The sequence below is a fragment of the Shewanella sp. SG44-6 genome, from assembly GCF_014164185.1.
Classification (GTDB): domain Bacteria; phylum Pseudomonadota; class Gammaproteobacteria; order Enterobacterales; family Shewanellaceae; genus Shewanella; species Shewanella vesiculosa.
In genome coordinates, this window is the sequence record NZ_JACJER010000119.1 from 1 (window position 1) to 14,223 (window position 14,223).

A 14,223-nucleotide genomic window follows, 5' to 3' on the forward strand; every position below is an offset into this window, starting at 1 on the left:
GGCGGAACCCTAACGATGTCTCCGATTTGTAATTTATATTCTGGCTTGATGCGTTTTTTGTTTACCCGCACTTCGCCTTTGCGCACAATCCGATAGATCATGCTTTTCGGTACGCCTTTTAATTTAGTCAGCAAAAAATTATCGATGCGTTGTTCAAAATGATCTTCGTCGATAGTCACGTATTCAACTTGGGGGGTGGTTTCAGTATTCATGATGCGCCATATAGTAGTAACCGTAATAGTGTACCTTATCTGGTAAATGCTTGGCTATTGCCGCATTGGACTTCAAATAAATACGCGAAAGAATATGGGCTTTTGATTGCTGAAAATAGCGATTGTTGCTATATTTGCCCACAGGTTGAGAGTAAACAGTGGATAAAGTGTTCACAACTTTCACCAAATGCGAAAAACTAGCAGTTATAAAAATGAACCTAACCGGTAGCAAATCATTGATTTGCAAATTGTATTTATTAAAAAACGATAAGAAACCGTTTGTACAATTAAACCGTAAGTATTCAATAAAGATTTTAATTTAACTGTGGTAAATCGCCCCAAATTCGAACAACATTTTAGCTTGTTATCAAACAAACCGATTCGACTTGGGCATTAACGGATTAAAATACCATAATTTATGGGGTTGGTTGTAAGTCAACGAATTCCTTGTTTTTGTAAACACTAGAAAATAAGCCATAAATAGGATGCGACACGCAGTGACTGCGTTTTACAGTAATGAGCACCTAATTGCCTGGATCTAGCCGTGAGGTTATACCGATTAATTCAGGCCCGTAATGCAGAAAGATCGTGTTGTTTGATGACCTCATTTAGAAGAATCACGTCATCATGAAACGTATGTTAATTAATGCAACTCAATCAGAAGAGTTGCGCGTAGCCCTAGTTGATGGGCAAGAACTGTATGATCTAGACATCGAAAGTCCTGGTCATGAACAGAAAAAATCAAATATCTATAAAGGTAAAATCACTCGCGTAGAGCCGTCACTTGAAGCCGCATTTGTTGACTACGGTGCAGATCGTCACGGTTTTTTACCTCTAAAAGAAATTGGTCGTGAATATTTCCCTAAAGGATATTCCTTCCAAGGCCGTCCAAACATCAAAGAAGTCCTGCAAGAAGGCCAAGAAGTCATTGTTCAAATCGATAAAGAAGAACGTGGCAACAAGGGCGCTGCATTAACTACCTTTATTAGTCTTGCTGGTTCTTACCTAGTCTTAATGCCAAATAACCCTCGTGCTGGCGGTATTTCTCGTCGTATCGAAGGTGATGAGCGCACCGAACTTAAAGAAGCGATGTCTGAGCTAGAAGTACCTAATGGTATGGGCTTAATCGTGCGTACGGCTGGTGTAGGCAAAGAGTCAACAGAACTAAAGTGGGACTTGAAAGTACTACAACATCATTGGGATGCGATTCAAGAAGCCGCTCAAAGCAAGGCTGCCCCCTTCTTAATTCATCAAGAAAGCAACGTCATTGTTCGTGCTATTCGTGACTATTTACGTCGTGATGTGGGTGAAATCCTTATCGATCATCCACGAATTTTTGAAGAAGCTAAACTGCACATTGGTTTAGTTCGTCCTGATTTTGTCGAACGCGTCAAACTATATGACTCTGAAGTGCCTCTATTTACTCACTTCCAGATCGAGTCTCAAATCGAGTCGGCATTCCAACGTGAAGTGCGTTTACCATCAGGCGGATCAATTGTTATTGACCCCACAGAAGCATTAACGTCTATTGATATCAACTCTGCCCGTGCCACTAAAGGCGGTGATATTGAAGAAACTGCACTGAACACAAACCTTGAAGCAGCTGATGAAATTGCACGTCAATTACGTCTTCGCGATTTAGGTGGCTTAGTGGTTATCGACTTTATCGATATGACCCCTGTTCGCCATCAGCGTGAAGTTGAAAACCGTTTGCGTGATGCCGTACACCATGACCGTGCACGTGTACAATTGGGCCGTATTTCTCGTTTCGGTTTAATGGAAATGTCGCGTCAACGCTTACGTCCATCACTAGAAGAGTCTGCAGCACATTTATGCCCTCGTTGTCATGGCCAAGGTACTATTCGCAGTACTGAATCATTAGCACTATCAATTTTACGTTTAATGGAAGAAGAAGCCATTAAAGAAAACACCACACAAATCGAAGCGATTGTGCCAGTTGATGTGGCGGCTTTCTTATTAAACGAAAAGCGTAAAGCGATCCGTATTACTGAAGAGCGTCATCAAGTTGAAGTGTACATCATTCCAGATGCACACATGCAAACCCCAGATTACCGTGTGGTACGTCGTAAGAGTGACGATGAAGTCAGTGAATCAAGCTATAAGCGCGTAGAACAGCCAGCAGCAAAACTGTATGAGCCTCGTAAACTAGAGCGCGCGGCATCACCAGAGCCAGCATTAAAAGGCTTTGCAGCCCCACAAAAAGCTGCAGAAGATCTCGTCAAAACTGCACCTGTAAATGTTGCCCCTGCGACAGCATCTACTCAGCCAGGATTGTTTTCACGAGTCATCTCAGCAATCAGCGCCCTATTCTCTGCTAATGAAACTGAGGTTAAAGATACCAAAGCGACAGCGCAGACTAAAGACAGCACTCAGACTAACCCACGTCGTAACACTCGTCGTAATGAGACACGTAACGATAGTGGTAACCGCAATGACAAGCGCAATGATAGCCGTCGTCAACGCAATGACAGTGACAAATCGAAAGACACCACTGAAGGTCGTCCTCAGAACAAGCGTAATGAGCGAAACAGTCGAAATACTGCTCAAGATGACAACGCTAAAAATAAACCAAGAGCTGACAAAGTTGACAAAGCATTACCCGTTAGCGAAACCAAAGTAGCTGACGCTAAAGTGGCAGAACCTAAGGCCACTGTAGAGAAATCACCAAAGCAAGAAGCCGCTAGAGAGCGTCGCCAACGTCGTAACATGCGTCGTAAAGTGCGTATTGAAAGTGAACAGAATGAAGCATTATCAACCACCGAGGTTATTGATAGTAAATCAACTGAATCATCAGTAGAACTGATCGCATCTGAAGCCAACAATGTTGAGCCAAAAGCATCTCATGATAAAAAATCAGAGACTAGAGCACCACGTAGCCGACGTCAGCCTCGTAAAGAGAAAACAGAGCAAACGACCGAAGTAGCAGAAGGCGCGGCGGTTGAAGCAGCTGATGTAGCAACAGAAATCACCAAGGTTACCTCTACTGCCCAAGTTGAAACAGACACTCCAGCTGTTGAAGTGAAAGCTGACGTTGAAGTGAAAACAGAAGCGGCTCCAGCTGAAGACAACACTGTTAATGAAAAGGTTGCGACCCACTCTGATGTTGCAAAAGAAACTGATGAGCAAAGCGCGAATACCGATGACACGGCATCAGAAAGTGAAGCTGAAGGTCGTGAAGGTCAACGTCGTAGTCGTCGTAGCCCTCGCCACCTACGTGCTGCTGGTCAACGCCGTCGTCGTGATGATGAAACGGGGTCGACACAACAAGCCGTTTTCACACCTAATGATGAGCTAGAGAAGCAGTTAGACGCTGAACAAGCTAAAACCAAAACTCAGGTTAAAACGCCTGTGACTGCCACTGATGCAGCAACAGTTACTCCAGCGGCAGAAGTCGTCAAGGCTGATGTTAAAAAGACTGAAGTGACTAATACTGAAGAGACTAAGGTTGATGTTGAGCCAGCTAACGTTGTCGCAGACACTCCTGCAGCAAAAGAGCAAGCAGCTGAAACGCCTCCGGTAGTCAACACAGCTGACGTAATCGAAACTGCAGCAGTTGAAATCGCTAAAACTCCTATTGATGCTCCAGCTAAACAAGCGTTAGTCGCTGAGGCAGCATCGTTAGAGGCGATGGAAACAACCGCAGAAAGCAAACAAGATAAAGCCGTTACATCTAATGCATCGGCACCAATGGCCAAGCCTGCGGCAATCGTTCGTCAAGCTAAACCTGCTGCTAAAGACGTTGCGCCTGCAGTAGAGACTGTTGTTTCTACTGACACCACTACAGCAGCAAAAGCACCTGTAAAAGCAAGTCGCTTCGGTTCTATGGTGTCATCTGACATGACTAAACCTACAGTGGATGTTCGTGAACAGAAAGCGGTGCCTCAAGGACGTACTTATGAAGCCCAAGCAACTGAAACTAGTGCGCCAAAAGTCGCAATAAACAACAGTGCATCAGCTGATATGGCACGCCCGGCAAAGTAGCATTAATTAGGGGTTCACTAGCCCCATCATTTATTAAGCCATGCTAAGCATGGCTTTTTTATTGAAAAGATTAATAAAAAATACCTCAGCGAATTAGAACATCACATTAGGGATGTCACAGTTCAGCCAACGAGTATTTTTTGTTAATATACTGATCACTTTTTATTAACTTACCAATGAAAACAGAGGTTAAATGTTCGATCTTATTCGCCATAAAACAAGCAGTAGCAAAGCCGATATTTTATCAGGATTAACTGTTGCGCTGGCCCTAATACCTGAAGCCGTTGCTTTTGCATTTGTCGCTCATGTTGAACCTATGGTCGGGCTTTATGCCGCCTTTATTATGGGACTAATCACCGCATTAATTGGTGGTCGGCCTGGCATGATTTCTGGTGCCACGGGTGCTATGGCTGTGGTCATGGTATCACTGGTAATTGAACATGGAGTGCAATACTTATTTGCCGCAGTGGTGTTAGCAGGACTGATTCAAATTTTAGCGGGCGTATTCAAACTCGGGAAATTTATCCGTATCGTACCTTACCCAGTGATGATTGGTTTTGTAAACGGATTAGCGATTGTAATTTTCTTAGCCCAGCTCGGTCAATTTAAAGTCAAAGACGCCGCGGGCAACATGATTTGGATGGCACAAGAACCCTTAATGATCATGCTAGCTTTAGTGGTTTTAACCATGGCTATTATCCATTTCTTACCCAAGTTAACCACAGCAGTGCCTTCATCCTTAGTGGCTATTTTAACGGTAACGGCGATTACTGTTGGTTTCAATTTAGAAACCAGTAATGTATTGGATTTTCTAAAAACAATGAGTGGCAATGACGCTGCAACTATTGCAGGTAACTTGCCTTCATTTGCCATCCCTAGCGTGCCATTTAGCTTTGACACTTTTTACATCATATTACCTTATGCCTGTATTTTAGCCGCGGTAGGATTAATTGAGTCATTATTAACGCTAACAGTGATTGACGAAATGACCAATACTCGTGGCCAAAGTAACAAAGAATGTGTCGGCCAAGGTGTGGGCAACATTACTAGTGGTTTCTTTGGTGCTATGGGTGGTTGCGCGATGATCGGCCAGTCAATGATTAACATTAACTCTGGCGGTAGAGGTCGTTTATCTGGCATCACGGCAGCATTAGCATTACTGGCATTTATTCTGTTTGGTTCGGCGTTTATCGAAATTATTCCACTGGCAGCATTAGTTGGTGTCATGTTTATTGTGGTCATAGGCACTTTTGAATGGGCCAGCTTCAAATTCATGAACAAAGTGCCTAAGCATGATGCATTTGTGATTATATTAGTCACCACTGTCACTGTTTTTACCGATCTGGCCTTTGCAGTGTTTGTCGGTGTAATTGTATCTGCCTTAGTATTTGCATGGGAACACGCAAAGCACATTAATGTTGACATAACTGAAGATGATAACGGCTGGAAAATATATCGCTTAAATGGCCCCTTGTTCTTTGGTTCAGTGGCAAACTTTCTTGAACTGTTTGATGCTGAAAATGATAACCAAGATGTGATTATTGATTTTAAAAATTCACGCGTGGCAGATCATTCCGCATTAGAAGCGATTGATACCTTAGCTGAACGTTATGTTACGGCAGGAAAGCGGTTGCACTTACGTCACTTAAGCCAAGATTGTAAAGCACTACTGCATAAAGCACGTGATTTAGTTGAAGTTAACCTTATTGAAGATCCGCACTATAAAGTAGCCGATGATAAATTGGATTAAACGATTAATACGCTAATCAATAAAAAGGGACTGAATATTCAGTCCCTTTTTCTATCGTGAGTCTTTGTACCTGCAAAAAATACTGATTTAACGTTTACGTTTATCAGCAAACTTACTCATCACTTTATCAAACTTAGGCTTAACCACTAGCTGACAATAAGGTTGTTGCCCGTGTTTAGTGAAATATTCATCATGATAACTTTCAGCCGGGTAGAATGTATCAAATGCACTTATTTCAGTGACTATCGGTCTAGACCACACTTGTTGTTCAGTTAAGGCGTTAATAAATCGGTTAGCGGTATCAATTTGATCACTGTTATGCGCAAAAATAGCTGAACGATACTGTGGCCCTTTATCATTTCCCTGCTGATTAAGTGTGGTCGGATCGTGGCTTTCAAATAATACACTAAGGAGTGTGTCATATTGAATAACCGTGGGATCAAATTCAATATGAACGACTTCTGCATGGCCTGTTTTACCGGAACATACCGCATCATAATTGGCATCTTTAGCATCACCGCCACAATAACCAGACTTAACACTTTGCACGCCATTAAGCTGAGCGAAGATAGCTTCAACACACCAAAAACAGCCAGCACCAAAGGTCGCTTTTTCGAAAGAAGGCGTAGCTAAATTTGATGCTGAAAGCTCATCAATGCCTTTAAAAATCATTGATACCGAATTGACACAATGACGGATATTGTTATCGGTTAAATGTTCTCCTTCAAACACATGGCCTAGATGACCACCGCATTGTGCGCAGGTAATTTCGGTTCTGTGACCATCAGCATCGAGTGTATGCTTTACTGCTCCCTTAATTTCATCATCAAATGCTGGCCAGCCACAATGAGCATTAAATTTATACTCACTTTTATAAAGTGGTGCATGGCATTTTTTACATAAATACACACCCTGTGCATCATGATCAACAAATTCGCCACTAAAAGGACGCTCGGTGCCTTTTTGCTCGATCACATACTGTTCAAATTCAGTTAAATTATTCATGGTCAGATCTCGTTGAGTTTGTTTGCCACAGTCTAGTAATAATGAATACGTGTCATCAATCATTTCAGCTCAAATCAAAATGGAGTGATATCACGCAAATAATTGCGGCAGAGTGTGACTAAGGTTACCATTACGGTGGGTCAACACACTAATAAGAAATACATAATGAAACTAAATACAATTGATTACCAAGCACCTAATAGTGCCCAACATTTTGTTGAATCACTGCGCGAAACCGGCTTTGGTGTACTTACTAACCACCCAATTCAAAAGCAGCTTGTTGAAGATATATACAATGAGTGGTATAGCTTCTTTCAGTCAGAACAAAAAAATGATTTTTTGTTTAAAGCTGAAACACATGATGGCTTCTTTCCCGCATCAATTTCTGAAACGGCTAAAGGCAATAACGTAAAAGATATCAAAGAATATTACCACGTATACCCTTGGGGACGCATTCCAGAGTCGTTAAAGGCGAATATCCTTGCTTACTACGAACACGCTAATGCGCTAGCGTCTGAATTACTGAGCTGGATTGAACAGTACACACCTGCAGACGTCGCGGCTAAATATAGTATTCCGTTACCCGACATGATTGCGCAAAGCCAAAAAACCTTGTTACGCATTCTTCATTATCCTCCAATGAAAGGAGATGAGGAAATGGGCGCAATCCGTGCTGCTGCGCATGAAGACATTAACTTAATTACCTTGTTACCAGCAGCGAATGAGCCTGGCTTACAAGTGCTGACTAAAGAAGGTGAATGGATTGATGTGCCAAGTGATTTTGGTAGCATTATTATTAATATCGGCGACATGTTACAAGAGGCCTCAGGCGGCTATTTCCCATCAACATCTCACAGAGTTATCAATCCTCAAGGCACAGACAAAACCAAGTCTCGTATCTCGTTACCGCTGTTTTTACACCCAAATCCACAAGTGGTGTTATCTGAGCGTTATACGGCTGATAGCTATTTGATGGAAAGATTACGCGAATTAGGCGTGATTTAAGCACTCATAGTGTATTTAACAACGATACTAAGCGCCTTAAGGCGCTTTTTTTATGCATTTAATCCACTTACGAGGTAGAATATCACTTTTGTATTTATTGTTATTTACTCTCCGATTTATAAGGCAACATCATGGCAATTCAGTGGTATCCAGGACACATGCACAAAGCACGTAAAGAGATCGAGGAGGCGATGCCTCAAGTGGATCTCGTTATTGAAGTGCTCGATGCACGTATTCCATACAGCAGTGAAAACCCAATGGTGTCACAACTTCGCGGTGATAAACCTTGTATTAAACTGCTCAATAAATCTGATTTAGCGGATCCAGAAATTACGGCTCAGTGGATTGAATACCTAGAGCGTGAGCAAGGTGTACAGGCATCGGCAATCACCACCCTACAACCGGGAATGGTAAGAAGTATTCCTGATCTTTGTCGCAAACTAGTGCCGCACCGTGACACCATGGAAAAAGATATTCGTACCATGATAATGGGCATTCCTAACGTCGGTAAATCAACAATTATTAACACCCTAGCGGGCCGCACTATTGCTAAAACAGGTAATGAACCCGCGGTAACTAAAAATCAGCAACGGATCAACTTACGTAACGGTATCGTTTTGTCAGACACGCCAGGGATCTTATGGCCTAAAGTCGATAACGAAGCCAGCAGTTATCGCCTAGCGGTCACTGGTGCAATTAAAGACACAGCAATGGAATACGAAGATGTGGCCATGTTTGCTGCAGCTTATTTTCTTAAAGCCTACCCCGACGAAATTTGCGAGCGTTATAAGCTTAAATCGCTGCCTGACAGTGATATTGAATTACTCGAAGCCATTAGCCGTTCTCGCGGAGCACTCCGTCCTGGTGGGCGTGTTGATTACCATAAGGTCTCTGAACTATTACTGCATGAGTACCGCTCAGGTAAAATTGGCTTATTAAGCCTTGAAACACCGGCAATGGCTGAAGTCGAGAAAGTTGAAGTCGCGCGTAAGCTGGCTGAAAAAGAACTGATCAAACAACAAAAGATAGAACAAGAGAAACTAAAACGATCTGGCAAACGTTATAACGATTAAGCCCGATCCACGACTAGGTTGTTAATACATATACGGCCTAGTCATTCAAAAACTTATTGTCATAGTGATACATTTCAATGTGAAGCTAGTGATACTGCTAATGCCGTTAAACTAGCCTCAAGCAAGTCAATAACCCTCTCAAACCCTTTTTCACCACCATAATATGGATCAGGCACTTCTTTAACCGCAGAGTCTCCAAAGCTTAACATCAACTGTAACTTATACCGTAAATGCACGGGACATCGCTCAGTTAACTCAGCTAAATTAGAAACATCTGCCGCTAAAATTAAATCAAAGTGCTCAAAATCAGCATCAATGACCTGTCGAGCCTTCATATCGGTAAAATCAAGTCCACGCTTATGGCCTGCAATCATGCTGCGACGATCAGGAGAATGACCTTGGTGATAGTCGATGGTGCCGGCAGAATCGATTTCAAGCTGAAGTGAATGCTGCTTAGCTAGTTGCCTAAAGATAGCCTCTGCTGTTGGCGAACGGCAAATGTTGCCCATACAGACGAATAGCACAGAGTGAACGTTCAAAAGATATTTATCATCCATCATTTATCATCGTCATTATATCCAGATTGCATGCAGCACAGAGTTAACGATCTGATTTGTCATTGTGTATCCACCAGCTCGACTTTACTCATGTTAACTCAAGCGTAATGTGCAGGCACAGTGACATTTGAGTTAATGTAAAAGAGCTGACTATTGTGATGGCCGTTCGCGCAAAAAACTAGCAAACCTTGGAGTGCCTTTTTGAGTTAAGCCTAAATACTGATAAGTAATGACTGAACCAATTAACGGCGGATTTTCTCGCTGTTTATCACTAAAACCACTGCCAATATTGAACACAATTCCAGCTGGCGTTTTTACAATTAACGCGCCTAATTGACCTCGATATTTACCTTTTCCTTGGGTATGACCAATGACCACGGCTTCAGCATCGTATTTAGGTTTGAGTTTAACAATATACTCGCTGCGCCCCACGGCATAATGAGCTTGTTTAAAATGTAACATTAATCCTTCCCCACCGGCATTCACAACACTATCAAGTCGATCGAACAGTGCCTCTGTTGTCGCTACTGTGTCCTGCTTAATAACCTGTAAATGAGTGGGATCAGTTTGCTCAGCCCATTTTTGCATCGCTAAATAGCGTTCAACAAAAGTGCCAGGATGATCTGGTAAGTCGAACATCATAAACTTTACTTGTTGCCAATCTTCAGCGGATGTATCCAGACGCCTAACTAATGCTGAAATATGCTCAAACTGATTACGCCCTAACCAGAGTTCGCCATCAATAGCCACTTCAGGAAAGCCCAAGGTAAATGATGCTGGTAACACCACTTTTCGACCACTACGAGTCAGCATTTGACGACCATCCCAATAACCTCTCACACCATCAAGTTTTTCACTGACTAAATACTCAGCGACGGTAATATCTGGTTGATATTGTGTTGCTAACTGGATGGGAGGTTTAGATAAAACAGCACTGTGCGTTGTTAAACTATACAGTGCAATCATCAGTGAAAATATAACCGAGGGTATCTTAGGCATATGCAATCCTTGCAATTAATCAAATCCATATCAAGGTGGCCACTCATTACCAATAAGAATCATAAGCTGGCATTAATTTTATGATTAGCACGACCTTGACTTAAACCTTCTTAAGCTTAGTACAAAACTAAGAATTATCCACTTAAGCTGAAGCGAAAGACGAGTAGAATCAACACCGACTGAGGACATTATTGATGATTGAAATCGCTATTATCTTGTAACTTTAACTCATCAAAAAGTTAAATTACTGCTGGAAGCCTATGAATGGAATGTTACAATCTGCACAATTAAAACCAAAAAGATAATTTACTTAATGAAACCTGAGAATAATCATGGTCTAAAGCGCATTTTTCGAGCAACGGGATTTTCAATGAAGGGGCTAAAGTCTGCATGGAAACATGAAGCCGCATTTAGACAAGAAACCGTACTGGCCGGCTTAATGTTCCCTGTTGCACTATTACTCAATATCAGTGCAACTGAACGCATTCTACTTATCATGACCCTATTAATTGTTTTGATTGTCGAATTATTAAACTCTGCGATTGAAGCAGTTGTAGATCGCGTCGGAGATGAAATTCATCCTCTTAGTGGTCAAGCGAAAGATATTGCTTCAGCAGCAGTATTCATCAGTCTCGTCTTGTGTACTATCACCTGGGGGATCATTATTTGGCCACTAGTGTTCTAACAACTGCCCAGTAAATACTAAACCGTGAGTTTAGCTGTTGTTAACATTGAAATAGCTTGTTCAATATAGGCAAGCCTTTCATTTTCAGCCCAATAAGCAGCATACACATGTCGATAGATACATTTTGCATCATCTACGCGAGATAAAGTGCCGTTATCTAAATAGGGTTGAATGAGTGCTTCAGGCAAAAATGCACAGCCACTATTATTCAACATAAAATCCAATGCCATGCGAGCTGAGCTGGTATGCAGTACAGGTAAAGGCAACATGGTAAAATCTTGGGCGTGAGTGATATTAAAGGCTGTGCCCCAATCGACTTTTATATAAGGTAAATTAGCCGTTTGAGCCAGCTTAACGCCCTGCTGTTTGGACACTAGATACAGTTTTACTTGAGCAAGCTTAACTAATGTGACCCCATCAAGTTTTGGAGGATCAAAGGTAATCGCAATATCTAAAGTGCGTTCAATAAGCTGGCGAGTCATCACTGATGCAGACAAAACATCAGTCCTCAAAGCAACACCTTCCAAACCTAAATGCAGTGGCTGTAAAAAACCTTGTAAATAAGCATCCCAAATATTATTACCAGCCGATAAAGCCAACTGAGCATTGTGCTGCTGATTTAAAATAATATCTTGTTTTGCCCTCTCCCAGGCATTAAGCACCGCCTCAGCATGGCCCAACATTCTCTCACCTGCTGGGGTAGGTTGAATATTGTTACGCAAACGTTCAAACAGCTCTATCCCCAAAATACCTTCTAGCTGTTTTATCCTAAAACTAACAGCACTTCGGGTAAGGTAGAGATTTTCAGCCGCTTTACCAAAGTGTCGAGTACGAGATACTTCTAAGAAGGTTTTTAATAAATCTGTATCCATAAAAATTCTTTACCATTAAGGACAAAATATTTTGATTTAAAAAATGATAATACTAGCCAATACTCCAGTTGCAAATGTTTATATCTCACAATTTAGAAGGTATTAGCCATGTCTCAGCAATCATTTATCAATGCAAAACAAGGTATTGATGCTAACTCCAATGGTCATAGCAACAGTTTTCAGTCAACTAAACGCTTCTATGATGACGCGAATTTCCCTATGGGGTTTAAGCGTTGTGGTGATTTTACCAGTAAGGAAGCTGACTTGCTTGAACAACACGGTCAAGCAATGAAAAATCTAGCCGATGGCTCGCAATTACCTTGTAATGTTGACGAAGACCAGTTTATTCGCGTTCTTCAAGGCATGTTACCCGCAACAACACCAATGGAGTTATTGTGGTCTAAGTATTGCCGTCTAGCAAAAGGTAAGCCGTTTTATGCTGTCGTTGGTACTATTCATGCGCCAGCAAGTTCTAAAGTTGAAATTGAATTTGACGATGTTGAAGAAGAAGTTTCTGACACCGACGAGCCAGAATAAACTCTGGTTAGTGACTAAAACAAACTCCTGCAAACGTTAACACTTAAGCTACATATCTAACGAAGAAGTAGGGTCAATATTCTACTCTACTTTTCGTTTTGCCACATTACTGCCACTCACCACTGTAACGTCAACACTCTGACGCCCAACCCCATAAGGCCTTGCAGTCAAAATGATTGCTTTTGCGCCTTTGACTTCAAACTACTGCTGAAAACTTGATTTAGCGCAATAAACACATACAAATATTTCACATCTAGTAACAAAGTGCTAGTATGGCTAATGAACGGTTGGTCCTATTTATATAAATTTGATGTTTTTGAGTATGCATTTGATAATTCTTATTTTGGATATCTGCATACAATAGATTAGGGATTAGATTTGACAACAACATCATATGAAGACGCATATCTTGTGATAGTAAAAATAATAAGTGCGGAGTTTCAATGATAAGATCTTTTTTTTATATAGTATTGTTGATACTCATCACTCGAACGGCTTATGCTGAGTCCGAGCCATCAATACAAAGCACAACTTTTACTGATGGATATACTCTTGATATCGGTGTGTTTTATGCCAACTCCGATTCAAACTTTATTGCCACAAACCCTAAAACCGGCGGTACATTCCCGGTGGACTTTGAAGACGAACTTCTTCTAGCTGAAGCACAATACTTACCCTATTTTGAATTTACCTTTTCTTTCAACCAACGCCACAACATTTATATTGATTGGAAATCGTTGGATCGCAAAGCAGATACAGAAACGGTATCACAAGATTTTATTCTTGAAGATATTGATGGTAAAGATTACCTGATTGAAACTGGCTCGAAACTCAATACCTTACTGAATATAGACATTTTGCGTATAGGGTACGGTTATGATGTCTGGCAAGGTACAAATTACGCGGTTGGTGTGTCGCTAGGTTTACACGCCATGTTTATCGAAACGGCCTTTAAAGGCACCATAGGCATCTGTGTTCCAGATTCAACCTTATGCAGTAATTCAGTAGCAACGCCAGAAATTATCGATGAAACGATAACGGCTCCTTTGCCTGATATCGGTCTTTATGGATCTTACGAGTTTTACCCTGGCTGGATATTTGATGCTCATGCGCATTACTTTTCAATCAAATATGATGATGTAGATGGATCGCTTGTCGATGTCCGTTTAGGGGTCGAAGCAAAAATTTGTGATAACTGGTCGCTAAAATTGGCATATAACTACTATGATGTCGACGTTACTATCGAAAAGACACGTAATATCGGCAATATTGAGCAACGTACCTTTGACTATAATATTAACTACAGCTTTACTGGGCCAATGTTTGCTGTCTCTTATGTGTTTTAATATCACGTTATCTACAAAAAAAGCATCCTAGGGTGCTTTTTTTTAATTTGTATCCTCATAATAGGATGGTATAACCCCTGCTATTATTGCTATATTTATTTAACTATAGATTTTAAAAGTCTTTTTCAGCCCAGTTCATGAGGCACATAATGTCTAACACGCTATTGCAAACCGCTGCTG

General features: G+C 41.4%; 13 protein-coding genes. 7 read left to right on the forward strand and 6 right to left on the reverse strand.

From position 1 onward, the window contains the following. A partial coding sequence (locus tag H5185_RS17405) for a S4 domain-containing protein (RefSeq protein WP_259396246.1) occupies positions 1–212 on the reverse strand: 212 nt, incomplete at its 3' end. Beyond that, a complete protein-coding gene (locus tag H5185_RS17410; protein ID WP_182696940.1) occupies positions 202–387 on the reverse strand; it encodes a hypothetical protein in 186 nt (61 codons plus the stop codon). The genes H5185_RS17405 and H5185_RS17410, both read right to left, overlap by 11 nt. 452 nt (positions 388–839) lie before the next feature. On the opposite strand from H5185_RS17410, the gene rne reads away from it, so the two are divergent. Then, positions 840–4,214 carry a ribonuclease E gene (gene rne / locus H5185_RS17415; RefSeq protein WP_182742726.1) on the forward strand — a complete coding sequence of 1,125 codons (3,375 nt, stop codon included), beginning with the start codon at positions 840–842 and terminating at the stop codon, positions 4,212–4,214. Positions 4,215–4,407: 193 nt separating this feature from the next. Beyond that, positions 4,408–5,964, forward strand: coding sequence for a SulP family inorganic anion transporter (locus H5185_RS17420; RefSeq protein WP_182722251.1), 1,557 nt, complete (start codon positions 4,408–4,410; stop codon positions 5,962–5,964). Between the two features lie 87 nt (positions 5,965–6,051). Here H5185_RS17420 and H5185_RS17425 read toward each other — a convergent pair whose 3' ends face one another. Continuing rightward, positions 6,052–6,969, reverse strand: coding sequence for a bifunctional methionine sulfoxide reductase B/A protein (locus H5185_RS17425; RefSeq protein WP_182742727.1), 918 nt, complete (start codon positions 6,967–6,969; stop codon positions 6,052–6,054). A gap of 165 nt (positions 6,970–7,134) precedes the next feature. Between H5185_RS17425 and H5185_RS17430 the strand changes: the two genes are divergently transcribed. Together H5185_RS17430 and ylqF are read left to right on the forward strand one after the other, a co-directional pair. Further along, a complete protein-coding gene (locus tag H5185_RS17430) occupies positions 7,135–7,974 on the forward strand; it encodes an isopenicillin N synthase family oxygenase (protein ID WP_124015727.1) in 840 nt (279 codons plus the stop codon). Between the two features lie 131 nt (positions 7,975–8,105). Then, positions 8,106–9,047 (forward strand): ribosome biogenesis GTPase YlqF, encoded by a 942-nt coding sequence (ylqF, locus tag H5185_RS17435; protein WP_124015726.1) that lies wholly within the window; start codon positions 8,106–8,108, stop codon positions 9,045–9,047. Positions 9,048–9,121: 74 nt separating this feature from the next. On the opposite strand, the gene H5185_RS17440 is transcribed toward ylqF, so the two are convergent. Further along, positions 9,122–9,607: a low molecular weight protein-tyrosine-phosphatase gene (locus H5185_RS17440; RefSeq protein ID WP_182742728.1), complete on the reverse strand. Its 486-nt coding sequence runs from the start codon at positions 9,605–9,607 to the stop codon at positions 9,122–9,124. Between the two features lie 147 nt (positions 9,608–9,754). Continuing rightward, positions 9,755–10,603, reverse strand: coding sequence for a DNA ligase (locus tag H5185_RS17445; RefSeq protein ID WP_124015724.1), 849 nt, complete (start codon positions 10,601–10,603; stop codon positions 9,755–9,757). Positions 10,604–10,916: 313 nt separating this feature from the next. On the opposite strand from H5185_RS17445, the gene H5185_RS17450 reads away from it, so the two are divergent. Continuing rightward, positions 10,917–11,288, forward strand: a complete 372-nt coding sequence (locus H5185_RS17450; RefSeq protein WP_124015723.1) for a diacylglycerol kinase — start codon at positions 10,917–10,919, stop codon at positions 11,286–11,288. Between the two features lie 17 nt (positions 11,289–11,305). Here H5185_RS17450 and hdfR read toward each other — a convergent pair whose 3' ends face one another. After that, complete coding sequence (hdfR, locus tag H5185_RS17455; RefSeq protein WP_182696946.1) at positions 11,306–12,160, reverse strand: HTH-type transcriptional regulator HdfR; 855 nt, start codon at positions 12,158–12,160, stop codon at positions 11,306–11,308. A 108-nt stretch (positions 12,161–12,268) separates the two neighbouring features. Here hdfR and H5185_RS17460 point away from each other — a divergent pair, with 108 nt between their 5' ends. Together H5185_RS17460 and H5185_RS17465 are read left to right on the forward strand one after the other, a co-directional pair. Next, positions 12,269–12,697 (forward strand): DUF413 domain-containing protein, encoded by a 429-nt coding sequence (locus H5185_RS17460; RefSeq protein WP_124015721.1) that lies wholly within the window; start codon positions 12,269–12,271, stop codon positions 12,695–12,697. Between the two features lie 443 nt (positions 12,698–13,140). After that, a complete protein-coding gene (locus tag H5185_RS17465) occupies positions 13,141–14,043 on the forward strand; it encodes a hypothetical protein (RefSeq protein WP_220494490.1) in 903 nt (300 codons plus the stop codon). Positions 14,044–14,223 lie beyond the last annotated feature (180 nt).

Excerpts from the sequence above, each read along its gene's own strand:
- H5185_RS17465 (WP_220494490.1), top strand. The coding sequence starts at position 13,141 with ATGATAAGATCTTTTTTTTATATAGTATTGTTGATACTCATCACTCGA.
- H5185_RS17425 (WP_182742727.1), bottom strand. The coding sequence starts at position 6,969 with ATGAATAATTTAACTGAATTTGAACAGTATGTGATCGAGCAAAAAGGC.
- H5185_RS17430 (WP_124015727.1), top strand. The coding sequence starts at position 7,135 with ATGAAACTAAATACAATTGATTACCAAGCACCTAATAGTGCCCAACAT.
- H5185_RS17420 (WP_182722251.1), top strand. The coding sequence starts at position 4,408 with ATGTTCGATCTTATTCGCCATAAAACAAGCAGTAGCAAAGCCGATATT.
- ylqF (WP_124015726.1), top strand. The coding sequence starts at position 8,106 with ATGGCAATTCAGTGGTATCCAGGACACATGCACAAAGCACGTAAAGAG.
- H5185_RS17445 (WP_124015724.1), bottom strand. The coding sequence starts at position 10,603 with ATGCCTAAGATACCCTCGGTTATATTTTCACTGATGATTGCACTGTAT.
- rne (WP_182742726.1), top strand. The coding sequence starts at position 840 with ATGAAACGTATGTTAATTAATGCAACTCAATCAGAAGAGTTGCGCGTA.
- H5185_RS17440 (WP_182742728.1), bottom strand. The coding sequence starts at position 9,607 with ATGATGGATGATAAATATCTTTTGAACGTTCACTCTGTGCTATTCGTC.
- H5185_RS17460 (WP_124015721.1), top strand. The coding sequence starts at position 12,269 with ATGTCTCAGCAATCATTTATCAATGCAAAACAAGGTATTGATGCTAAC.
- hdfR (WP_182696946.1), bottom strand. The coding sequence starts at position 12,160 with ATGGATACAGATTTATTAAAAACCTTCTTAGAAGTATCTCGTACTCGA.
- H5185_RS17450 (WP_124015723.1), top strand. The coding sequence starts at position 10,917 with ATGAAACCTGAGAATAATCATGGTCTAAAGCGCATTTTTCGAGCAACG.